This window comes from Xanthomonas euvesicatoria pv. euvesicatoria (assembly GCF_020880415.1).
GTDB classification, from domain to species: Bacteria; Pseudomonadota; Gammaproteobacteria; order Xanthomonadales; family Xanthomonadaceae; genus Xanthomonas; species Xanthomonas euvesicatoria.
In genome coordinates this window covers 29,947-52,780 of the sequence record NZ_JAJIUJ010000025.1, presented here as the reverse complement: position 1 = coordinate 52,780, position 22,834 = coordinate 29,947, and the positions used below count along the sequence as shown (strand labels likewise).

Annotated in this window: 13 protein-coding genes, 3 pseudogenes and 1 riboswitch; of the genes and pseudogenes, 3 read left to right on the top strand and 13 right to left on the bottom strand. The window is 65.1% G+C overall.

Annotation, left to right across the window (positions count from 1 at the left end; translation table 11 throughout):
• Positions 1 to 171 (bottom strand): annotated as a pseudogene (locus tag LN450_RS04190) (histidine-type phosphatase); the annotation flags it as partial.
• Positions 161 to 2,932, bottom strand: coding sequence for a TonB-dependent receptor (locus tag LN450_RS04185; protein WP_011346449.1), 2,772 nt, complete (start codon positions 2,930 to 2,932; stop codon positions 161 to 163). The pseudogene LN450_RS04190 and the gene LN450_RS04185, both read right to left, overlap by 11 nt.
• Here LN450_RS04185 and LN450_RS04180 point away from each other — a divergent pair.
• Positions 2,931 to 3,296, top strand: a pseudogene (locus LN450_RS04180) (hypothetical protein). The gene LN450_RS04185 and the pseudogene LN450_RS04180 sit on opposite strands and share 2 nt — an antisense overlap.
• Positions 3,297 to 3,436: 140 nt before the next feature.
• On the opposite strand, the gene LN450_RS04175 reads toward LN450_RS04180, so the two are convergent.
• From LN450_RS04175 to LN450_RS04150, 6 genes are all read right to left on the bottom strand, one after another.
• Complete coding sequence (locus LN450_RS04175) at positions 3,437 to 4,639, bottom strand: OmpA family protein (protein WP_011346448.1); 1,203 nt, start codon at positions 4,637 to 4,639, stop codon at positions 3,437 to 3,439.
• 141 nt (positions 4,640 to 4,780) lie between these two features.
• Positions 4,781 to 6,775: an esterase/lipase family protein gene (locus LN450_RS04170; protein ID WP_039418417.1), complete on the bottom strand. Its 1,995-nt coding sequence runs from the start codon at positions 6,773 to 6,775 to the stop codon at positions 4,781 to 4,783.
• Entirely contained in the window at positions 6,772 to 7,809 is a 1,038-nt protein-coding gene (locus LN450_RS04165; protein ID WP_011346446.1) for an Lnb N-terminal periplasmic domain-containing protein, read from the bottom strand. The genes LN450_RS04170 and LN450_RS04165 overlap by 4 nt, the downstream gene beginning before the upstream one ends.
• Positions 7,806 to 8,378: a TetR/AcrR family transcriptional regulator gene (locus LN450_RS04160; protein ID WP_039418415.1), complete on the bottom strand. Its 573-nt coding sequence runs from the start codon at positions 8,376 to 8,378 to the stop codon at positions 7,806 to 7,808. The genes LN450_RS04165 and LN450_RS04160 overlap by 4 nt, the downstream gene beginning before the upstream one ends.
• Before the next feature lie 136 nt (positions 8,379 to 8,514).
• Positions 8,515 to 11,229, bottom strand: coding sequence for a phosphoenolpyruvate carboxylase (ppc, locus tag LN450_RS04155; protein WP_011346444.1), 2,715 nt, complete (start codon positions 11,227 to 11,229; stop codon positions 8,515 to 8,517).
• A gap of 351 nt (positions 11,230 to 11,580) precedes the next feature.
• Positions 11,581 to 14,115, bottom strand: a complete 2,535-nt coding sequence (locus LN450_RS04150) for a S9 family peptidase (RefSeq protein ID WP_011346443.1) — start codon at positions 14,113 to 14,115, stop codon at positions 11,581 to 11,583.
• A 125-nt stretch (positions 14,116 to 14,240) separates the two neighbouring features.
• A riboswitch (S-adenosyl-L-homocysteine riboswitch) is annotated at positions 14,241 to 14,353 on the top strand.
• A 31-nt stretch (positions 14,354 to 14,384) separates the two neighbouring features.
• On the opposite strand from LN450_RS04150, the gene ahcY reads away from it, so the two are divergent.
• Positions 14,385 to 15,827: an adenosylhomocysteinase gene (gene ahcY / locus LN450_RS04145; RefSeq protein ID WP_011346442.1), complete on the top strand. Its 1,443-nt coding sequence runs from the start codon at positions 14,385 to 14,387 to the stop codon at positions 15,825 to 15,827.
• Between the two features lie 237 nt (positions 15,828 to 16,064).
• On the opposite strand, the gene LN450_RS04140 is transcribed toward ahcY, so the two are convergent.
• From LN450_RS04140 to LN450_RS04120, 5 genes are all read right to left on the bottom strand, one after another.
• Positions 16,065 to 16,847: a class I SAM-dependent methyltransferase gene (locus LN450_RS04140; protein ID WP_011346441.1), complete on the bottom strand. Its 783-nt coding sequence runs from the start codon at positions 16,845 to 16,847 to the stop codon at positions 16,065 to 16,067.
• A 31-nt stretch (positions 16,848 to 16,878) separates the two neighbouring features.
• Positions 16,879 to 17,811 carry a sulfotransferase domain-containing protein gene (locus tag LN450_RS04135; RefSeq protein ID WP_011346440.1) on the bottom strand — a complete coding sequence of 311 codons (933 nt, stop codon included), beginning with the start codon at positions 17,809 to 17,811 and terminating at the stop codon, positions 16,879 to 16,881.
• A gap of 492 nt (positions 17,812 to 18,303) precedes the next feature.
• Entirely contained in the window at positions 18,304 to 18,990 is a 687-nt protein-coding gene (locus tag LN450_RS04130) for a sulfotransferase family protein (RefSeq protein ID WP_005910850.1), read from the bottom strand.
• 150 nt (positions 18,991 to 19,140) lie between these two features.
• Positions 19,141 to 19,698, bottom strand: coding sequence for a DUF3228 family protein (locus tag LN450_RS04125; protein ID WP_011346439.1), 558 nt, complete (start codon positions 19,696 to 19,698; stop codon positions 19,141 to 19,143).
• 219 nt (positions 19,699 to 19,917) lie between these two features.
• The gene (locus LN450_RS04120) at positions 19,918 to 20,463 is read right to left on the bottom strand and encodes a DUF2058 domain-containing protein (RefSeq protein ID WP_039417995.1); all 546 of its coding nucleotides are present in this window, start codon (positions 20,461 to 20,463) and stop codon (positions 19,918 to 19,920) included.
• 714 nt (positions 20,464 to 21,177) lie between these two features.
• On the opposite strand from LN450_RS04120, the pseudogene LN450_RS04115 reads away from it, so the two are divergent.
• Positions 21,178 to 22,547: pseudogene (locus LN450_RS04115) on the top strand (alpha-amylase family protein).
• Positions 22,548 to 22,834 lie beyond the last annotated feature (287 nt).

The following is a 22,834-nucleotide window of genomic DNA, read 5'->3' as shown; positions in this document are numbered from 1 at the left end:
CCATCGCGGCTCCCCACCGCTGGCCGACGGCGCGCGTTGCAATGCCCACTGCTCCGTTCCACCGCAGGCGCGTGCACGGCCTGCGCTATGCATCGCGTCCGTCATGACATCTGCATCCTGCTGCGCACCTGGAAGGTCGTCGGATGCGAATCGTGCGCGATCAGAACACATACTTGGCGGTCAACAGGCTGGTCATACCGGAATCGACGATGTCGGAAATCGCATCGGTGTCATGGCCAACGTGCGCCCAGTAGCTGTGCTGTTTGGTGAGGTTGGCCACCGACAGATCCACGCGCAGGTGATCGTTCGGTGCATAGCCCAGATGCAGGTCCACGCGGGTGATCGGCTTGATCCACAGGTTGTCCCAATTTGCGCCCTGGTTGAGATAGTCGTACACCGACACGTATTCGCCGGAGTAGTGATAGCTCAGGTTGACCGACCACGGCCCCTTTTCGTAGAACAGCTCCGCATTGGCGAGCAGGTTCGGCGCGTTCTGGATACGTTCGTGTGCGAAGCCTTCTTCTCCCAGGTCCACGCGCGTGGTCTGGCGGGTGATGTTGGCACCGATGCCGAAGCCGTCCAGCGGTGCGGGCAGGCCCTGGAAGGTTTGCCGCACGGCCGCTTCCATGCCCAGCACGCGACCGTCGCCACCGTTTTGAGGACGCACGAAGCGGATATTGCCGCTTTCGCTTTCGCCGGCATTGGCGGCGTTCGAACCGCTTTCATAGATGTAATCGGTGAGGCGCTTGTAATAGCCGGCCAGCATGGCGTGGCCGCCGCTGTCGTTCTGCCATTCGCCCGACAGGTCCACGTTGAGCGACTTGATCGGTTTCAGATCCGGGTTGCCTTCGGTGATGGTGGTCTGGCCATCGCTGGAGATGTCGGTGGAGCGGCCGCCGCCCAGCTGCACGAAGGCCGGGCGCGTGTAGCTGGTCCACACCGAGCCGCGATACACCGCGCCATCGCCATCGGGCCGGTAATTGACGAACACGCTGGGCAAGGCGACGTTGTAGCGCGTGTGGTTGTTGGCGAATGCGCCGACCTGCTCGGCACCGTTGATGGCGGCCGGCTGCGCCCAGAACGTGTTGGTGATGGCGGTATGTTCGAAGCGCACGCCCGGCAGGATTTCCCAATTGCCGGCGCGCAAGGTGGCCATTGCATAGGCAGCGCTCACCGCTTCGGTCGCGCGCATGGTGTTGCAGTTGAGATTGTTGATGGCCAACTGGCCGCAACTGTCGAAACTGGCAGGGGTGAGCGTGCGTGCGATCAGGTCATTGAGCGCTGCATTGCTCAGGCGCACGGTGGGAAACGCGTATTGGCCTGGATAGACCGCATCATAGCGCTGCGCGATCAGGCCGGTATCGCGCAACAAGGTGCCGTCGGTGTACTTGGCATTGGTCCAATCGCGATCGGTGAAGCTGCGCGAGCTGTCGACATACTTCACGCCAAAGGCAATGCGGCTGAGTAGCCCCGCATCGAAGTCATAGGCCACGTCGAACTTGCCGCCGCCCTTGTCCTGGCCGCTGTATTGCTTGGAAATCTGCCCGGTACGTCGCGCATACAGGCTACCCACGTCCGAGGCCTGCGCCTGCATGGCCGGGGTGAGCAAGGGAACCGGGAAACCGTCGCCGTCGTAGCTGATGAAACGGTTGGCGCCATAGGCAAAGTTGGTCGAACTGTACTGGTCGTTGCGCGCGGAGATTTCCACGTGATCCGGCCGGTCGTTATTGCCGGTGCCGTAGAAGATGTTGGGCGCGAACGTCCAATGGCCGAGCTGCTTTTCTGCGCCGAACTGCACGGTGGCAAGGTCGGCCTCTTCCGGGTTGGTTTCGTACCAGTAACGCACTGCAACGCGGTTGATCTGCGGCTGATACACGCCGCTGCTGCCGATTTGCGTGAAGCTGACATTGGCCGGCACGAACTGCGTGTAGCCGGTGTTCTGCTCGGTCTTGGCAAAGGCGTAGGTCATGCGTGCATACAGATGCAAACTGGGATCCACACGCCAGTCGAAGGCCGCGTTGCCGCCGTAGCGTCGGGTCTGCCCCTGCGAGTAGCCGATATTGATGCCGGTGCTCTGCAGGACCTCTTGCGGGTCGGCGCCTGCGGCCAGATTGCCGCTGGCGTCGGCACGTGCAAATTTCCATGCGCCATCGTTGCGTGCAGCCGAGGCAGAGGCCACTTCGCTGTTCACGAAATGGCGCTCGTCGTAATACGCACTGACCGACACACCGAACTGCCCGGCACCGCCGAAACGCGCATGCCAGTCGCCGGCTGCGCCGCTGCCCAGCCCGGAATCGCCGTAGTCGCGTGCACGGCTTTCCAGGCGTCCACTCAAGGTCACGCTGCCGCCCTGGCGATCGGGCGAATCGAATGCGCTGGGCGTGCGGTAATCGATGGTGCCGCCGATCGCATCGCCGTCCATGTCGGCGGTGGAGGTCTTGTTCAACACGATGGTCTGCAGGCCCGACGGCGGCAGCAGGCTCAATTGCACGCCGCGGCTGTACGGCATGCCTTGCGCGACGTTGATGCCGTTGATCAGGTTGACGTTGTATTCGGCATTGAGGCCGCGCACCGATGAAAACATGCCTTCGCCGCGCGCGGCGCCGTCGATGCCGCCGAAATACGACTGCCCGGTATTGATCACGTTGACGCCCGGCATCAGGCCCAGCGCTTCGGCGACGTTGTGCACGGCAGTGGTCTTGAGATCGTCGGCCGACAACACGTTGACGGTATTGGTGGCGGCCATCTGCATGTCGGTCGCGTTATAGCGCGTGGCAGCGACAGTGACCTTGTCCAGCGTGGCCATGTCGCCCTGTGCGGGCGTGGTGGACTGCGTCTCCTGGGCCGCGGCATGGCCGCACAGGGCGCACAACGACAAACACAGCGCCTGCGACAACCGCGAAGGACGCAACAGCGAGCAACGAACGATCATGATCCAATCCGATGAATGCAGCAGCGCGCCATGGACACGCGCCAAGGCTGCGCCGCCGCGAATGTGGGGAAGCGAGGCAGCCCGCGCAGGCGGAACTGCATCACACCTGCAAGCAGGCGCCGCGCATGGTGGTGATGCGGTATGTCAGTTTGGTGACCGTGGTTGCGAACATGACAAATGCGCGCAACGCATGCGCAAGTCGGCACAGTCATTGCCGTATGGAGGCAAACATTGTCGACGCTGTGCGCTGCCTGCCTGGCGCATGCATCCACCGACAGCAGGGCATGCGCGCCGGCGAGGCGATGCATGGACCCTGGATGCACGGGGCCAGGTGGTGGCGCAGACACACACCTCAATCATCTGACGGTTGCGCACGCGCCAACGGCAGGTGTTGCCGACTGCCTTCGGCCGCCCGCCAGCCTGCGATCGACGCGCATTGCGGTGGCATGCGAGGCAGTCCGCACCAGCGCGCGGTCAAGCGCTCCCCCCGCCCGTCACGCTGCGTCAGGTACGCAGGAAGATCTCCACCCGTCGATTGAGCTGCCGCCCGCCCGGATTGTCCTGGCCGTTGAGAGTATTGGGCGCCACCGGCTGCGATTCGCCATAGCCCTTTGCATTGGCCGACTGCGCGGCACCACGGGCGCGCAAGGCCGCCAGCACGGCATTGGCGCGTCGCTCGGACAGCGCCTGGTTGTAATCGTCGCTGCCCTTGGCATCGGTGTGCCCGCGCACCTGCATGTCTTTTGCCGTGACCTTGGTCAGTGCGGCGCCCAGGGTGTCGAGCACGCGCGCCGCGTCGGGGCGGATGTCGGACTTATCGAAGTCGAACAGGATGCGGTCGTTCAAGGTGATCAGGTAACCGCAGGGTGCGCCGGACGGTGCGAACTTTTGCAGCGGCGGGAAGCGGCCTGCTGGCGGCACTTTCGGTAGTGGCGGCATGCGCACTTCGCGCGGCGGTGTACCGACCGTGCCGGTGCCGTCGCCGTGGTTCTGCACCAGGCCATCGGGACCGTTCCAGGTGCCCGAGCCATCGGCGTTGATGGTGACCAGCCCGCGTGGCCCGTTCCAGGTGCCGCTGCCATCGCCACGATTGTCGACAAGCCCGCTCTTTTCGCTGTTCCAGGTTCCGGCGCCCTTGCCGTCCAGACTGATCAAGCCGGCCGGGCCGTTGTAGGTGCCGCCACCATCGGACTGCACATCGATGAGCGCCCCACCGGACCCGCCTTCGCCGATCGCATTGATGGTACCGCTGCCGTCGGCATTGACGTTGACCAGCCCGCCCTCGAAGTTGGCGGTGCCACTGCCGTCGGCCTTGAGATCGAACAGACCGCCCTCGCCATTGCGCAACAGGTTGCCGTTGGCGTCGACGCTGGTGATGCCGGCATCGGTGATCAGGGTACCGCCATCGCCGCAGCGTGCCGGGGCGACGCTGACGCCTTCGATCGGGTCGAGAATGTCCTGCAGCGATGCTTCCAGTGCACGTTGCGCGGGAGTGACGCCGACGATCTCCGGCACCACGATGGTGGGGATGGCCGGAAATTCCGGTGCGGCCTGGTCGACGGCCGCTGCAGCGTTGGAGGTGCCTGCAGGCTGCATCGGCGCAGCGCCCGTGGCACCGGCAGCAGTGGTTGCATCCTTTGGAGCTTCGCCACGCCCGCATCCGACCAACAACACCGGTACCCACAACATCGCCGACAGCTTGCGCATCGCCTCTTCCCTGTTCGAGCCTGTACGAGACCCGCCTGATAGCACGGTCGCGGTCAACATGGCGCTAAGACCGGCGGCTTTCACGCTGCATGCCGGTGCCGCCAGTGGAGCACGCGAAACGGCAGCCGCCCCACCGGCAGGCTAGCGGTCCGGCGCGTGCGAGGCCTGCTGCTCTGCCTGCAACTGCACATGCAGGATGCGACGAATTTCCAGAATGGCCTGCGGCGTTTCCTGCACGCTGTGCCAGGAGGTCACCACCAGCTCCGAGGCCGCGCCGTCCAGATGCGCGCTGCGATACGGCACCAGGCCGTCGTCGGAATCGGCCAGCGGCACCTGCGGTTTCTCGCGCCCGATGATGGTGTGGTACTGCACGTTTGGAGAGATCGGCAGATCCATCGTGGCACGCACGAACGGATCGGTGTCGCGCAGGTTGTCGATGCTGGTGGGCACCAACGCGCGGCCCTTGCGGCGGGGAGCGCCGCCCGGATCGTCGCGTTCGCTGTTGGCCAGGTCCTGCATCACATCGCCGAAGCGATCCAGCAACGCGCCCGGCAAACGGACCAGCTTGCTCACAAACCGCCCCAGCCCGCCCTCGGCCAACGGCGTACCGCGATGCGGCGCGGCGATGAAGATGGCGCGGTCCACTTGCGGCATCGGCGAAAAGTGCAGCAACGGCCACAATTTGGCGCGGATGCGCGCGCCGCGTTCGCCCTCCAGCCGGTAGTTCTGCAGCAGGGAATCCCACAATTGCTCGCCAGAGGACGACACCAGCAGCCGCCCGATCACCCCGCCCATGCTGTGCCCGACCAACACCATGTCGTGCGACGCGATCGCACTGCCGGATGGATCGAAGTGCTGCAGGCTGCGTTCCACCAGCGACTGGATTTCCGCGCGGTTGATCGCCATCGGCGCGTTGGTCGGGTAATACACCTGCCAGATCTGGTAGCGCTGGCGCAGCGTTTCATCGCCCATCACTTCATTGGCCACGTTGACCCAGGCCTCCGGGCTGCTGGCCAGACCGTGCAGCATCAGCAGCACGCGTCGGTTGGGATCGTAGGGCTGCATCAGATACAGGTGCGGACGATCGATACCGCGTGCGCTGCCCAGCATCGACCGCAGCGACTGGTCCGCAAATCCGGATTTGGCCAGCCACAATCCATACGCAGCAGTGAAGTTGCCTGCCAGCGGCACGCGTTGGCCATGCAGCACCACTTCGTTCTGGCGATACGGGTCGTACGGCACCAAGGTGACCAGGTGGCTGCGCAACACCTCAGCAAGCGTCTCGCCCTCGAAACGCAGCAAGATCGTTGCAGGCGCGTACGGCATTTCGCTGAACGTCGGTAACGGGCGATCGGGCGCCGCACCCGCCGCGACGGCCTGCTGCAATGCCAGCCCGGCGGGGTCGCCAACCACTTGCGGGTCCACTTCCGCGACCAGCTCGGCGCCGAATCCATCGCGCCGGTAGGTGCTGCGCAGGCCATTGAAGCGCAGCGCCGAGGCGGCGAAGATCGCACGTGGCGTATTGCCGTCGCCCGGCAGCCGGTAGGCGGACAGATCGACGTCGAGCTGCCAGCGCCCGACCGTGGTGGATGCCGGAGTGGTTTCGCCGGCTTGCTGCGATCGTGCGAACAGGCGCTCCACCACCTGCTGCACGGCGTAATTGTAGTAATCGCGCACCTGCGACTGGCGATTCTCGAACGCCCGCGCACTGGGTGCACGCGCGGTGAAGAACAGGTACGCATACGCATGCCGCGCGGCCTCCAACCAGGCCTCCACCGCGGCATCGCTCATCGTGGTGGGGTTGCGCCCGCTCAGCGCGATGGCACGCGCGGTCCACAGTTCTGCCTGCGTGGCCAAGCGCCGCTCATCGCCGATACCGGCCTCGCTGGTGAGCTGCTGCAGGCACGGCAGCGGCGCAGCGCGGCAGGCCTTGGGTTGCAGGCCGGCAACCTGCAAGGTTTCGCTGCCGGACTGACTCAATTCACCGGTGCTCAGCACATCGCCACGCGTTTGCGCGATGTAGTCGCCGCTGTTGCGCGACTGCACCGTCACCATGGCGCAGCCGCTCAACCACACAGTTGCCAGCACTCCCGCCAGGAATGCAGCGGCACGCGCTCGGGGCATGCGCGGCCTCATCGCGGCGTGGTCGCGGTTGCGCCTGGCGCCGGCGCCAGCGGCATGCCGGCACGGATGCGCGCAGAAAAATCCGCGGCCTTGTCGGCGGAGATCGCACGCGCGGTGAAATGCCCGCGCTGCTTCAAGGTGGCGAAGGGATAACCGGGCATCAGGCCGTGATGGTCGTAGGCGTATTGGTCGACATAGCCGGACAGCAGCAGGCGATGATCCAGCGGCAGTGTGGGCTGCAGTTGCCGCACCAGCGCGAACACAATGGTGGTGCAGTTGCTGGTAAGCGTGTTGTAGAACGCCGGCTTGCGATCGAGTTCGTTGGCCAGTTCCACATATCCCATGAACATGCGGCGCAGCCCGGCCTTGGGAATCGCCAGGCGATACAGGTACATGTCTTCGCCACGCACGTTGGTGCGCACGCGCAGGATGTCGCGTTCGTCGGCGGCGACCAGGGTTTCTTCGAAACTGCGAAAGAATCCGCCCAACGCGGAAAACGCTTCGCCACGTTCCTTGCGGATTTCCAGCGAGAACACCACGTGCGAACCATCGTCGAAGCCGAACGACACCAGCGTGTGCGCGATCGCCGGGCCCATCCAGTACGAGAGCGCAAGATCTGCGCTGACCAGGCGGTTCAGATCGTATTGGCGCGTCTCCCAACGCGGCACATAGTCGGTCTCGCTGCGCCAATCGAAGTTGCGCACGTTGTGCAGGGTGACGATGTCGCCGTGCACCTGCGGCTGCAGACGCTGGGCGACATCGTCGGCCCAGTCGCGGTCCTGGCTGGGCTGCATCAGCCACCACGACACCGCCAGCACCACGAACGCGGCGCTGAAGATGCCCACCAGGGCCCAGTTCTCGCGGCCACGACGTACCCCCCACAACGCTGCCACCGCCATCGCGCACCACGAGGCCACCCACCCGGCGCGTACGAGGGCGTTGCCAGCCAGTGCGTAGTAGATCGCCAGGCCGCCCCATCCGGCGGCCAGCACCAGCGCAGTGCGCAGGGCCCAGCGACCGATGCGGGCGCGTGTGGCCGGTGTCATCGCGTGCCGCCTTCGGGTACCCGCATGCCCAGCGCATGCATCAACAGATCGGCCGAGCGATGCGCAAGCCGCTTGCGTTCGGCCTCATCGTTGCCGCGCAGACAGCTGCCCAGCATGTCGATCACCAACAGCACCTGTTCCTCGTCGACATCGGCACGGCACAGCCCGGCGTCGCGGGCGCGATGGACGAACGGCAGGAAGATGCCGACCACCCGCCGATCTGCCGCCTCCACCGCCGGATGCGCGCGTTCGATCGAGCGCCAGAAATCCACCAGCGGTGAAGACTGGGCAATGTGCTCGGCGACATCGTGCAGCAGCACCGCCAGGCCATCCGGACGGTCGGCGAGGTCGGCGGCAAGGCGCTCCAGCCCATCCAGGCCACGCACCATCAATGCAGTCATCAGTGCCAGCCGGTCGGGGAAATTGCGATACAGCGTGGCGCGCCCCAGACCGGCGCGCTCCACCACCAGCTCCAGCGGGGCATTGACGCCGTGTTCGCTGAACACCTCGTCGGCGGCATCGAGAATCTGCCGGCGGCGCAGCGCGGCATCGGGGCGGGACGTCATCATGCCGACATTATCGGACAGATTTGTCCGGTTACGCCAGAGTCCGCTTGCCGTTCGTGCGCGCTCTCCGACCAACGGCGTGATTGCCGTTGGCTTGCGGTGGTCTGTTCCCTACCCGCCCCTGCAGCCGGCCATGCAATCAGCCGGTGTTCTGCACGCCCTGCGAGACGCCGTTGACGCAGGCCACCAGCGCACGCAGCAGCGCTTCGTCTTCGCCATCGGTGGCGCGCCAGCGTTGCAGCAGATCCACCTGCAGCACGCTGATCGGGTCGATGTAGGGATTGCGCAGACGGATCGACAACGCCAGCCGCGGGTCGTGCTGCAACAGCGACTGTTGTTGCAGCAGCGCCTTCACCCAGGCCTTGGTCAAGGCAAGTTCGTCGCGAATCAGCGGGAAAAACCGCGTGTGCAGGTCGCCGGACAAGCGCGAGAACAACTCGGCGATATTCAGGTCGCCCTTGGACAACACCATGGCGATGTCGTCCAGAAAGGTGCGGAAGAACGGCCAGTCCTGCGCCATTTCGCGCAAGGTGTCTTCATGCCCGGCATCCACCGCCGCCTGCAGGCCGCTGCCCACGCCGTACCAGCCGGGAATCACCGCACGCGCCTGGCTCCACGCAAACACCCAGGGAATCGCACGCAGGTTGGACAAGGCCGCGTCCTGGCCCAGCCGCCGCGACGGACGCGAGCCCAGCGTCATGCGCTCGATCACATCGATCGGCGTGGCCAGGCGGAAGTACTGCATGAACTCCGGCGCGCCGACGAAGGCGCGATACGCAACCGTGCTGCGTTCGGCCACCAGATCCATCACCGGGCGCCAATGCGCCTCGCGCGGCTCGGGCGCACGCGGGCGCAGGCTCGAGAGCAGCACCGCGCCGGTCATCTGCTCCAGCGAGCGCAACGCCAGAGCGCGGATGCCGTACTTGCGGTGGATCACCTCGCCCTGCTCGGTGACGCGCAGGCGGCCATCCACGCTGCCGCGCGGTGCGGCATCCAGCGCGCGGCTGGTCTTGCCACCGCCGCGCGCGATCGAGCCGCCACGGCCGTGGAAGAAGGTCAGCCGCACGCCCAATTCGGCGGCCGCTTCCAGCAACTCGACCTGCGCGCGTTGCAGGCCCCAGCGCGAGGCGGCGATGCCACCGTCCTTGCCGCTGTCCGAATAGCCCAGCATCACCATCTGCGTATCGCCGCGCGCGGCCAGATGCTGGCGATACACCGGGTCGGCCAGCAGGTCCTGCACGGTGCCGGTGCCGCCGCGCAGATCGTCCACGGTTTCGAACAGCGGCACGATATCCAGCGGCACCGCGCCGGCATCGTCGACCAAGCCGCCACGCCGGGCCAGTGCCAGCACGGTCAACACGTCGGCGCGGTTATGCGCCATCGAGATGATGTAGCTGCCCAATGCATCGGCGCCATGGCGGGTGCGCGCATCGGCAAGCGCGGCGAATACCGCATCCAACCGTGCATTGCCTTCATCGTCCACGCGCGGCAAAGGTTCCTGCCCTGCGGCATACGGGCCGAGCACGGCAGCGCGCTGGGTGGCATCCTGCGCATCCCAATCGGTCTGGCCCAGGGCATCGGCCACCGCGCGCGCATGCACGCTCGATTCCTGGCGCACGTCCAGCCGCGCCAGATGGAAACCGAAGCTGCGCACGCGCCACAGCAGACGCCGCACCGCGAACCACCCGGCATGCAGGCCCTTGTTGGCCTGCAGGCTGTCCAGGATCAATTGCAGGTCGTGCTCGAGCTCCGAAGGTGCGCTGTAAGCGCCCTCGGCATCGTCCAGTGTGGCCTGCAGGCGCGCGCGCATCAGGTCGTTGAGCAGGCGGTACGGCATGTCGCCATGGCGCGGGCGCGAACGCGCGGCCGCGTCGGGGAGCAGCGCGCGGTAGCGCTCCAGCTGTGCGGTGAGTTCGGCGCTCACCTGCACCAGCGTGGTCGATTGACTGAGCAGGCTGGCCAACTGCCAGAGTTCTTTCTGATAGCGGTCCAGCACCGCGCGCCGCTGCGCGTCCAGCGTCCCGGCGATGGTCTTGGCATCCACATTGGGATTGCCGTCCATGTCGCCGCCCACCCAGGTGCCGAAGCGCAGCAAACGCGGCAATGCCGGCACGCTGCCGTAGGTTTCTTCGATGGCGTGTTCCAGCGTTTCGTACATTACCGGGATGACGCGATAGAGCACCTGGGTGAGGTAGAAGCCCACGTGCTCGCGCTCGTCGTCCACGGTGGGGCGCACCGGCGAGGAATCGGCAGTCTGCCACGACGCGGTCAGGGCCATGCGGAAGCGCGCGGCGTCGCTGGCGCGTTCGTTGGGCGTGCGCATGCCGTCCAGGTTGTCGACCAGGCTGGCGACCATCAGCTGTTCTTTTTCCAGCAGCGCGCGCCGCACCGCCTCGGTGGGATGCGCGGTGAACACCGGCTCCACATCGATGCGCGGCAACCATTGGCTGAGTTCGTCCAGGGTCACGCCCTGCGCCTTGAGGCGGCGCAATGCGTCATGCAGGCCATCGGGCTGCGGCGTATCGGTGCCGCTGCGCTGGTATTCGCGGCGGCGGCGGATGCGGTGCACGCGCTCGGCGATGTTGACCACCTGGAAATAGGTGCTGAACGCCCGGACCAACGCTTCGGCGTCACGCGGCTGCCGTCCGGTGAGTTGTTCGCTCAGCGTGGAAGGTGGGGCATCGCTTTCGCGCCGCGAGATGGCGGTGGTGCGCACGCGTTCGATTTCATCGAGAAATTCCGCAGACACCTGCTCGGCGAGCAGATCACCCACCAGTGCGCCGAGCCGACGCACATCGTCGCGCAAGGGAAGATCGGGGGTAGCGAACACAAGACTGCTGCGGTACTCGTTCATCGGAAACGCACACCCTCTTCAAGCGCAAAGTCGTCGAAGACTAACCCAAAAGGATTAGATGATCGCGACCGGCACGACGGTTTCAACACCAACCATCGTGTGCTGGCGCACGTGGCGATGAATCTCGTCGTGGCGCGCTCGCGCGCGATGCGCCGTTACCGATAATGCCCCATCGCGGGCAGGCCCGCTCCTACAGGATCGCGGCACCCATCTATATGCTCGGCAGCCGTTGCCGGCAGCACATCAGCCACATCCTCATCCGCTGTAGGAGCGCATCCGGGCGCGACGAAGCTTCATCGGTAACGGCGCATCGCGCGCGAGCGCGCTCCTACCGTGCCAGCGCACCATCGATCAACGCGTGCGCATAGCGCCGGTCTCCTTTACCGGCTCGCCGACATTGGTCTTCAACCACTGCTCGCTTTCGGCCAGCATCTGCATGATCGATTGCCGCGCGCGGTAAGCATGCGATTCGTTGGGCAACATCACCAGGCGCGCCGTGCCACCCAGGCCCTTGATCGCGGCGAACATGCGCTCGCTCTGGATCGGGAAGGTGCCGGTATTGTTGTCGTCCTGGCCGTGGATCAGCAGCAGCGGGTCCTTGATCTTGTCGGCGTAATTGAATGGCGACATCGCCTGGTACACCGATTGCGCCTGCCAGTAATTGCGCTCTTCGGCCTGGAAACCGAACGGGGTGAGCGTGCGGTTGTAGGCGCCGCTGCGTGCGATGCCGGCCTTGAACAGGCGCGTGTGTGCGAGCAGGTTGGCGGTCATGAAGGCACCGTAGGAATGCCCGCCGATGGCGATGTGCTCGCGGTCGGTGACGCCACGCCGCACCACTTCGTCCACCGCGGCCTGCGCATCGGCGATCAGCTGCGGCACATAGGTGTCGTTGGGTTCGGCATCGCCTTCGCCCACGATCGGCATGCTCGGGTTGTTGAGCACCACATAGCCGATCGCCAGAAACGCCTGCGGCCCCCAGTAGCTGATCGCGTTGAAACGGTACGGCGAGTCGGTGACCTGGCTGGCGGTGTCGGCGCTTTTGAATTCGCCCGGGTAGGCCCACATCAGCAACGGCCGTGGCCCGTCGCGCTTGGGGTCGTAACCGGGCGGCAGCAAGAGCGTGGCGGTGAGGTCCACGCCGTCGGCGCGCCTGTAGCGGATCTGCTCCTTCTGCACGCCGCGCAATTGCGGCAGCGGGTGCGCGAAGTGCGTCAACGCGCGCGCCGCGGCGCCATCGCCCAACGACTGCACGACATAGTTGGCCGGTTCTTCCGGCGATTCGCGGCTGAGCAGCAGTTGCGTGGCCTGCGCGTCCAGCAAGGCCAGCGGCGCCGAATAGGTCGGCGCCTGCGAATGGAACAGCCGCGTGGCCTGCTTGCTGCGCAGATCGAATCGATCGACGAACGGGCGGTCGCCCTCCGGCGAAGCACCTTTGCCGAACAAGAACAGGCTGTTGCCATCGCTGCTGGTCTGCAGCAGCGGGCGGCCCTTGCCGTCGGCCACCGTCGCCGGCGTGCCCGGGTCCTTGTAGCGGTCCTGCGAGGAGCGGTCCCACAACAGTTCGGGCGCGCGTTGCGGTTGATCCGGTGCGATGCGCCATTGCTTGGTGCGGCGGGTCTTCCACCAGCTTTCGCTCAAGATCGCCAGATCGCCGCGGCCCCACTGGATGCCTTCGAATCGGCTGCCCAATTGCGCCAGCGTGACCGGCGCGCGGTTGAACGGCGCGGCCTGCATCCGCACCGCGTCGCGGACCTTGCTCTCGCGTGCCGGGTCGCCACCGTCCTGCGCTTCGGCCCACACCAGCGTGGCCGGTGCATCGTGCCGCCAGGCGATGTCGCGCACGCCGGTCGGCACCGCATCGTTTCCGGTCGGCAGACCTTCCACCAATGGCAGCTGCGCGATCTGACGCACCGGTTTGCCCTGCAGGTCCAGCACCTGGATGCGGCGCGGGAAGTTGTCCACCGGCACCAGATACGAAAACGGCCGCTCGCTGCGTTCGCTCAGGATGTAACGGCCATCCGGCGACACCGACAGGTTGAGATAGATGCCTGGCGTGGAGACCGGGCGCACCTGCCCGGCCACCGTGACGATGATCGGCTGGCCGGTGGCGTAGTACTCGAACACGCGCGCATCGGCTTCGTTGCGCAGCAGGTCCTGATACGTGGGCAGCGAGCGCACCCCGGCAGCCGCACTGGTCTGCTGGGTCGCCGGGCCGGTCGGGGTCGCATCGCGGGTCGGCGGTGCGCCCTGCCCTGCAACCTGTTGCTGCAACAGCAAACCACTGCCATCGGGCAACCAACGCAAGTCGTCGTTGACGCTGGTGTTCAAGCCGGCCAGCAGCCGCCGCGCCTGCCCGGCCGCCACGTCCACCAGCCACAGTTCGTTGGCGCCGCTGGCGGCATCTTCGCGGCGGAATGCCAGATGGCGTTGGTCGGGCGACCAGCTCAGATCGGCCAGCGACAACGGGGAGGGCAATCCGGCGATCTGCCGCTCGCTGCCGTCGACCACCGACAGCAGCCACAGCTTGCTGGCGAACGAAAAGCGGCTGGCCGCAAAGGTCTTCGGATGGATGCGCAGGCCGGCCAGCTTCAGTTCCGGCTGGGCCACCTCGGCGATGTCCGGCAGTGCGGGCATTTGCAGCATCGCAGCCAGATCGCGCTTGGGCGAGAGCTGCAGCAGCGGCGCACGCGGGGCATCCACCACCGCCTGCAGCGCCTTGGACGGCAGTTGGTAACTGCTGCCTGGCGCAGGGCCTGGTGGAGCGACTGCCGCGTTGGTCGCTGTTGGGTTAGCCGCCCCGGCCATCACCGGTGCGCTCAATGCCAGCACCCCTGCCAACGCCCATGTGTGCTGCCGCCAGCCTTGCGCATGCCGTTTCGCCCGCATCGTCCGTCCCCGCTGATGATCGACTCCGGACCATAGCAGCCGCCTGTCGGCCGCTCCCCTGCCGTTGGTAGGGGGTCGGCCGCAATTCATGCCGCGCGAGGGTGCTGCCGATATAATCGGGCCCTCTCGTCGAGGGGCGCTGCGACCGGTAGAGCGGACTGATCCGCTCACTGCACCACAGGTGCAGGTACACGGCCAGGCTCGACCAGCAGTTACCGTTCAACGGCGCCCGGCATTGCAGACATTCGTTTGCCTACCGGAGCCATTGCATGAACGCTGTCACAAAGATCACCCCGCACACCGACTACAAGATTGCCGACATCTCCCTGGCCGATTGGGGCCGCAAGGAGCTGGACATCGCCGAGCACGAAATGCCGGGCCTGATGTCGATCCGCCGCAAGCATGCGCAGACCAAGCCGCTGAAGGACGTCCGCATCACCGGCTCGCTGCACATGACCATCCAGACCGCCGTGCTGATCGAAACGCTCAAGGACATCGGCGCCGATGTGCGCTGGGCCTCGTGCAACATCTTCTCCACCCAGGACCACGCCGCCGCTGCGATCGCCGCGACCGGCACCCCCGTGTTCGCCTGGAAGGGCGAGACGCTGGAAGAGTACTGGGACTGCACCCTGGACGCGCTGACCTTCACCCTGCCCGACGGCACCCTCACCGGCCCGGAGCTGGTGGTGGACGACGGTGGCGACGTCACCCTGCTGATCCACAAGGGCTATGAGCTCGAGAACGGCAGCACCTGGGTGGACGAGCCGGCCTCCTCGCACGAAGAGGGCGTCATCAAGGCGTTGCTCAAGCGCGTGGCCGTCGAGCGCCCGGGCTACTGGGGCCGCGTGGTCAAGGACTGGAAGGGCGTCTCCGAAGAAACCACCACCGGCGTGCACCGCCTGTACCAGATCGCCGAAGCCGGCAAGCTGCTGATCCCGGCCATCAACGTCAACGACTCGGTCACCAAGAGCAAGTTCGACAACCTGTACGGCTGCCGCGAGTCGCTGGCCGATGGCCTCAAGCGCGCGATGGACGTGATGCTTGCCGGCAAGGTTGCCGTGGTCTGCGGCTACGGCGATGTCGGCAAGGGCAGCGCCGCCTCGCTGCGCGCCTATGGCGCCCGCGTGATCGTCACCGAAATCGACCCGATCTGCGCATTGCAGGCGTCGATGGAAGGCTTCGAAGTCAACACCATCGAATCCACCCTGGGCCGGGCCGACATCTATGTCACCACCACCGGCAACAAGGACATCATCACCGTCGAGCACCTGCAGGCGATGAAGGACCAGGCCATCGTCTGCAACATCGGCCACTTCGACAACGAGATCCAGGTCGATGCGCTCAAGGCGCTGAAGGACGTGCAGAAGATCAACATCAAGCCGCAGGTGGACAAGTACGTGTTCCCCAACGGCAACGCGATCTTCCTGCTGGCCGATGGCCGCCTGGTGAACCTGGGCTGCGCCACCGGCCACCCGAGCTTCGTGATGTCCAACTCGTTCGCCAACCAGACCCTGGCTCAGATCGACCTGTGGGAAAAGCGCGACACCTACGAAAAGAAGGTCTACATCCTGCCCAAGCACCTGGATGAAGAAGTTGCGCGTCTGCACCTGGAAAAGATCGGCGTGAAGCTGACCACCCTCACCAAGGACCAGGCCGATTACCTCGGCGTGCCGGTGGAAGGCCCGTTCAAGCCGGATCATTACCGCTACTGAGACGTGGGCGCACGTTCGCCCATCCTCGACAGTGTCAATCAACGGGCGCCGCAAGGCGCCCGTTGTGCTTCAAGGCCATGATCGGCACGACGTCGAAGCTGAATCTGCGCACGCGTTGCACTACGCGTTGTCGCCTGCGCTGTGGTCGGCCGAAGGTGACAGACCGCACGGCGGCCAGGACCACGACACGCCGACATTTGCTGCAGCCGCTATGACCGATCTTCGCCGATGGCACTGTCAGCCGCGTGCGCTCGCCTCGTCCGCATCCATCGCAGCAGGCTCATACACGGAGATCTGGCTACGGCTGCGCGCAGTGTAGGGCTGCCCGCTCCAATCGCCCCATCTGGCCCGCAAGCGCAAGCCGGCGATCCGTGCCATCAGATCCAGCTCGGAAGGCCAGAGGTAGCGATAGCGATCGTTGAAGACGCGGGTCGCCGACTCCCCGATCATCACGATGCGCTGCTGGATCAGCTGCCGGGCCGGATCGGCGCTGGAGCACATCAGCATCACCGGCACGTCGCCCTCGTCCAGGGCCGGCGCCTCCAACGACCTCACCTTGCCGTCCGCCAGCAAGGTCTCCGCCTGCGGCACCATCGTCTGCAGGACGAACACGCCGGACGTTGCCAGGCGCTCGCGCACCGCGCGTAGGCAACGCAATTGGTCGTCCTGCGTCAACAGATAGCCGAGCGAATACACCGAATAGATCAGGTCGAACGGCCCGGCGACCGGGACATCGACAAAATCAGCGCAGACCAGGGTCAGTCGCTCGGCACCGGGCTTGGCACGCAGCATGTCCAACATGCCAAGGGAGTTGTCGATGCCGCAGACTGCCGCACCGCCAGCCGCCAGCGGCAGCGCGATACGGCCGGTGCCGATCCCCAACTCCAGCGCCGTGCCACTGCCGACCAGTGCCGCCAATGCCTGCGCACACTGCGCTGCACTGGCAGCAGCCCAGTGGTCCCTCAGGCGATCGTAGTATTGCGACACCTGATCGTAGGCGTGCGCCGACGATGCATCCATGCCCTTCTCCGCGAAAGAATCGCTGGCCACCCTAAGCAACCATCCCGGTCGTCGCATGCGCCGCCGACGCAACATCGCCGGTGGCGAGCCAATGCGCGCACTCGGCGCCAAGCTCGGCGACAACACGCTGGCGATAGGCCGCATCGACTGCCGGTGCCAGTCGGTCACGCCACCGCCCATTGAGACCTTGATTGAAGAAGGCTCGGCCGCCGTCGCGCCAGAAACCGGCGCCCTGTGGAACGTAGCGCGCCGCGTGCGCGCGCATGTAGTCCAGACTGCAGTGCGCCAGCACGCGCTCGCAGTACTGGGCATCCAGCGGGATATCCAGGAATGCGGCAATGCGCCGCACTTGCGCAGGCAGGTCATGCAGCAACGCGGCGTAATGCACCAGCAGCACGTTGTCGTAATCGCGCAGCGCCCACCAGGAACGCACGCCCTCCCAGAACGGCCACAGCGGCGCACCATCGGCGCGCATCCAGTTCTGGAAATAGTCCTCCACCGAGCACGTGGGCGGCGGCATGACCTTCAATTTACCGTTGCTGGAGGGCTCCGCATCCAGACGCGCCTGTGCATCCGCGCTGACTGCCCGCTGATGGTCGTACAGGCTCCAGACGATGTCGCGCGCATCGCGGCCGACGTAGAGATAGCGGGCGCGTTCGGATAGCACCAGCGCATCGGCGGGCAGATGGGTTTTCACGAAGCGGCGATGGCGTTGCTCGGCGAGCAGCCGCTGCTTGGTGGCCTTGTCCGGATACACCGAGTCGAACCAGGGCGACAGCCGCGAGACCTCGATCTCCTCGGCGCCGCCGAAGATCAGTTGCGCGACGATCTGCTGCACCCAGGTCGTCCCTGCCTTGGCATAGCTGGCGATGACGACATCGTCGTCGCGAAAGGCGAAGTCGTTCCAGACTGTCGAGTCGAAAAAGCGATTGGAATATTCGCGCTGCTTGGAGGGCATGCCCACATCGGCGTCCTGTCGGTTGTCATCGCATCGGGCTCATCGGATATGCACGCGTGAACACTTCGCAACCGCATGATCCGCATCCGCGCCTGGCTCCAAGTCCCGGCAAGACGGCATAACGTCTGCCGCACATCCGCACACTGCACTTGCAGCACATCGGTAACCTGCGGCAGCGCGCATCGCCGTCGCCGACGATTCGCGTGCATGCGGGCCATCCGGCAAAGCCTGCCCGGGCATTGCAGTCACTGCGTGTAGATATACGCCACCTTGCGCGGACCAAACATTTTTAGAATCTTCGAAAACACGAGTGACAGCATGGCTTTGGCAGTTTTCATCACGCACACCTCTTCTGGAAGTTTCAGAAATGGCGAACTCTGACACTCGCCTTATTCAGGCTAGCAATAGTCATATGGCCAATCAACATTATGGTTGGTACTTTTTTTTTAAAATCAAATTATCGGGCATGTGTCGCAGAATAAGCCACGCAATTTGCGTTTATCCGAACAGATCTTCGCGCAGGTACTCCAGATATTCGCGCACATGTCGCTCGCGTGCGGCAACGTCGTCCGGCAGACGCAAGCCGCGCGTAAACCAACGCAGCCGCGGCCGTGCGTGCAAGTGTGGGTAAGGCTTGTGCGGCAGCGGTACGCCGAGGAAGCTGCATAGTGGCGCCCAGCCTTGCCGAGCCGAAAATACCAGCAGGCGTTCGGCTGGCACCGTATCGATCACCGCCTGATTCCAGCGATTGAAGTAGTCGACCATGAAGGCGCGGTCCTGACTGCGCCCGCCCATCTGCTGCTTCAAGAACGTACTGAATGTTTCGCCTTCGGGGCCGACGAAGGTGCTCTTTCTGCCCGGCATCAGGATGGTCTGGGTCACCGACTCGAACCAGCTGTCGGGATCGCGCACTGTCAGGACGACCTTGGCCTGCGGATATACCTCAATCAATTGCCGCCAGTAATAGCAACCAGGATGGTCGGTGCTCGAACGGTAGCCGGCGAAGATGGTCGACCAGTCTGCGGCACCGCGTTCGGCGGCATTCCACAGCGGCAGTGCCGTACGCATGTTCGCGGCGACCTCCGTGGCGTGATAACACGGTCCAAATCCCAAATGTTCCAGCGCGAACTTCAGCGACAGCGTCCCGGTTCGGCCTAGGCCAGCACCAAGCACTTCTAACGACATGGCGATTCTCCGATCCGTTACACGCAGGGCGGCAACCTAGCACGCAGCCATGGCGTACGTCCCGGGATTGGCAGTCAGGATGGATGTGGCAACTACACGCGCCATGCGCGATTTAATTGGCGGACAAGAACGCGGATCGCAACGACGCGCTCACCCGCGCCAATTGGCATTGCGCTCCCAGAACGCCGCGCTACGCCGATACGCCTCGCGGTCCAGCGGCGTGCCCGAGCCGCCCTCTTCCACACCCAGGGCATTGCGCAACATGGTGATCGGTGCCATCGGAATCTCGTCCGGCTCTGCGGTGTACAGACAACCCACCACACCCCAGTCTGCCTCGATGGGCGTGCCTTCTTTGGCCAACTGCTTACGGCTGTAGAGGATGGGCAGCAGATAGGCGGCCACCGGTGGCTCGACACCTTCGAACCACCGCACCAGCACGGCCAATTCCTGCGTGCTGCGTGCCTCGTAGCCGGAACGCAGCAGGTGCCGGTTGTCTTCGGTAATGGGAATGGTGAGGCAACGGGTCGAGGTCCAGTTGCGGTGCACATGCAATTGGCAAAACGGCGCATAGCCCTCGATCACGCGTAGCGGCGCCTCGTCGTTGAGCCGCTGGATGAACTGCTCCGGCGTGCAGTCCTGGATGGCATTGCGACGCCCATCGCGCGGAAACAAGCGGGTGCGGGCGAACTGGGTCAGGACGATCGACATGAGTGGGGTATGCGGCGACAAAGAGCGCCAGGGTAGCGCGCAGGCGTTCGCACGACTACGTTGATCAGCATCAGCCGACCGCGCGGCGATCGGACTGGCCCGAGTGCCTGGCCTGGTTCCCGACAGTCACCGAACATGCACCGACAGCATGCAGCGACGTCGCGCCTGCGGCGGAGCGGGAACCGTCCGGCAATCACCCAACGCGGCCGTTCGCCGGCGCTACCAGATCAAATCGTCCGGCACCTTGAACTGGCTGTAGTACTCGTCATCGCTGTCGGCCGCAGCCGGCGCGCTGTTGCGTCCGTGGTCCAGCACCACCGCATCGGCATCGCGGCTGTAAACCTTGTCGGCGGCCGCACGCGGAATCAGCTCGAAACCATCACCGTACCGCACGATCACCAGCGCGCCGCTGGCCAACTGGCTGCGCAGCGTCGTGTTGACCAGCACGCTGCGGATCACGCTGCCGTCGTTGAAGCGGTAGTCGATCTCGCCTTCGCGCTTGACCTTGTTGGTCTCCACGATCTGCCGTACCTGCGCGAGCACTTCCTGCTGGCGCACCTGCACGTTGCGCTCTTGGGCCAGCGCACGATCGCGCTCGGCACGCTCGGCCTGCAGGCGCGCCGCATCGACCTTGTCCGTCGCCGCCGGCTGCACCGCCGCGCCCTTGGCATGGCGCTGTTTGACCTGTTCGCGCGCAACCTTGTCCACCTGGGCTTTTTTCACCAGGCCGGCCTTGAGCAGCTGTTCTTGCAATGGATTGCGCATCGGGAGGCCGGGCAGTGGACTGGCGACTAGTTTAACGCGGCCAGCACCGGCCCATCGTCGTGGCCGGGCCGAGCCGTTGGGATCGCCTGCAATCCAGATTGCAGCCATGCCGCTGCCAGGCGCAGCCAGCCGCAGGTTCGGGCTTATCGCCGCTGCGGCGGGCGATCGCTGCTCGGCGCGATGCGGATGCGGCATGCAAGCCGCGAATCGGCACCTCAGGCCTTGCCGCACGAGGGCAGCGCAGCGTGCAACGATGACGTGCACACTGCCGGCGGCGAACAGCGAAGCAGCTGATCTGTGTCACCCGCGACGGTCTAGCGAGATTGCGCCGGCCACGTTGCACGCGCAGCATGGTAAGGATGAGCATTGCCTATCGCCAAGCCTTGATGTGACAAGGCAAGTGCAGGCGAGATTGCAACGGCCGTGTGGTTCCCTGATTTTTGCGACCAATCGCGCCGTTGGCGCCCAACCCGGCGCCCAGATTGCTGGCCCGCTGCATTGAATACGTATGCACAACCCCCATGCTGCGCCGCGATGCGCGCTTAGCATCACCGCGCGCTGCACGCCGTGCGCGCTTTACGGAACAGGGGCCGGAAGCCTTGATGCGGGCATCGCGCACTGCGCGTCGGCCTGCGCTTACCACTGGAGATCGATCCGATGCGCAACACGCCTGCTCATGCCCCACCTTCCCTGATACAACGCGGTGCACGTCTCTTGCTGACCGCATTGGCCCTGCTGCTGACCACCGCCAACGCGCAGGCCGATGTCATCCTGCATGCCTTCAACTGGCCATATGCCACCGTCGAAGCGCGCGCCAAGCAGATTGCCGATGCAGGCTATCGCAAGGTGCTGGTCGCCCCCGCGTACCGCTCCGAAGGAAGTGCCTGGTGGGCGCGCTATCAACCCCAGGACATCCGCCTGATCGACAACCCGCTCGGCGACACCGCTGCATTCAAGAAGATGGTCCAGGCGCTGGCCAACAACGGCGTGGAAACCTATGCCGACATCGTGTTCAACCACATGGCCAACGAAGCGGCCACGCGTTCAGACCTCAATTACCCGGGCAGCGTGGTGCTGTCGCAGTACGCTGCAGACCCCGGCCGTTACGATCGTTGCGCCTGTTCGGCACGCTGCAGTCAAACTTCCTCAGCGCCAGCGATTTCGGCCCGGCGCAATGCATCAGCAACTACAACGACGCCTACCAAGTGCGTAATTACCGCATTTGCGGCGGCGGCAGCGATCCAGGCCTGCCGGATCTCGTGGGCAACGACTGGGTGGTGCAGCAACAGCGCGCCTATCTGCAGGCGCTCAAGAGCATTGGCGTGACCGGCTTCCGGGTGGATGCGGCCAAGCACATGACCTTCGACCATCTCAACCGCGTCTTCGATGCCGGCATCCGCTCGGGTGTGTATGTCTTCGGTGAAGTGATTACCGGCGGCGGTACTGGCAATGGCGATTACGACCAGTTCCTGGCGCCGTATCTGCAATCCACGCCGCATGCAGCCTACGACTTTCCGTTGTTCAATGCGGTGCGCAATGCGTTCGCGATCGGCGCCAGCATGCAGCAGCTGGTGGACCCCGCCGCGTCCGGACAGGCATTGCCGGGCAATCGCGCCGTGACCTTTGCAGTGACCCACGACATTCCCAACAACGCCGGCTTCCGCTACGCGATTCTCGACCCGGTGGATGAGACGCTGGCCTACGCATACCTGATCGGTCGCAACGGCGGCATGCCGATGATCTATACCGACAACAACGAAAGCGGCGACAACCGCTGGGTCAACGCCTATCTCCGCGAAGACCTGCGCCGCATGATCGGCTTCCATAACGGCGTGCAGGGCACCGACATGCAGGTCTTGTCGTCCAGCTCCTGCCATATCCTGTTCCGTCGCGGCAGCCTAGGCATCGTGGGCATCAATAAGTGCGGCAACCCGGTCACCACCACGGTGGGAATGAACAACAGCGTGTTGTACTGGAATGCCGACTACGTGGACGCGTTGGGCTCGGGCAACGTGGTGCGCATTTCCAGCAGCTCGTACACCTTTACCCTGCCGGCGCGCGGGGCGCGCATGTGGCGCCGCTGAGCAGCCACCACAGCATGGCCTTGACACTACGTTGCAGTGCTCCCATCGTTTGAAATGGTGACTGCGACGTTGGCGTGCGACGTTGCACGCCAACGCCGCAGGGCGATCAAGGCGAAGCCCCCGACGCAGCCGGCGTATGGGGGCTTCGTTGTCTTTACGTGCTGGCGCCGATCGACTGCACCAGGATGCCGCGGGGTGCAGTACACGCCCACTCGCATCGATGAACCGCCAACACGCCTTGCAGTCGGCCCGTTTCCTGCGCACCGCGCACCGCGGTGGGCGGACGA

What these genes read in the sequence shown, in the direction of transcription:
- LN450_RS04185 (WP_011346449.1), bottom strand. Translation starts at nt 2,932, where the DNA reads ATGATCGTTCGTTGCTCGCTGTTGCGTCCTTCGCGGTTGTCGCAGGCG.
- LN450_RS04175 (WP_011346448.1), bottom strand. Translation starts at nt 4,639, where the DNA reads ATGCGCAAGCTGTCGGCGATGTTGTGGGTACCGGTGTTGTTGGTCGGA.
- LN450_RS04170 (WP_039418417.1), bottom strand. Translation starts at nt 6,775, where the DNA reads ATGAGGCCGCGCATGCCCCGAGCGCGTGCCGCTGCATTCCTGGCGGGA.
- LN450_RS04165 (WP_011346446.1), bottom strand. Translation starts at nt 7,809, where the DNA reads ATGACACCGGCCACACGCGCCCGCATCGGTCGCTGGGCCCTGCGCACT.
- LN450_RS04160 (WP_039418415.1), bottom strand. Translation starts at nt 8,378, where the DNA reads ATGATGACGTCCCGCCCCGATGCCGCGCTGCGCCGCCGGCAGATTCTC.
- ppc (WP_011346444.1), bottom strand. Translation starts at nt 11,229, where the DNA reads ATGAACGAGTACCGCAGCAGTCTTGTGTTCGCTACCCCCGATCTTCCC.
- LN450_RS04150 (WP_011346443.1), bottom strand. Translation starts at nt 14,115, where the DNA reads ATGCGGGCGAAACGGCATGCGCAAGGCTGGCGGCAGCACACATGGGCG.
- ahcY (WP_011346442.1), top strand. Translation starts at nt 14,385, where the DNA reads ATGAACGCTGTCACAAAGATCACCCCGCACACCGACTACAAGATTGCC.
- LN450_RS04140 (WP_011346441.1), bottom strand. Translation starts at nt 16,847, where the DNA reads ATGGATGCATCGTCGGCGCACGCCTACGATCAGGTGTCGCAATACTAC.
- LN450_RS04130 (WP_005910850.1), bottom strand. Translation starts at nt 18,990, where the DNA reads ATGTCGTTAGAAGTGCTTGGTGCTGGCCTAGGCCGAACCGGGACGCTG.
- LN450_RS04125 (WP_011346439.1), bottom strand. Translation starts at nt 19,698, where the DNA reads ATGTCGATCGTCCTGACCCAGTTCGCCCGCACCCGCTTGTTTCCGCGC.
- LN450_RS04120 (WP_039417995.1), bottom strand. Translation starts at nt 20,463, where the DNA reads ATGCGCAATCCATTGCAAGAACAGCTGCTCAAGGCCGGCCTGGTGAAA.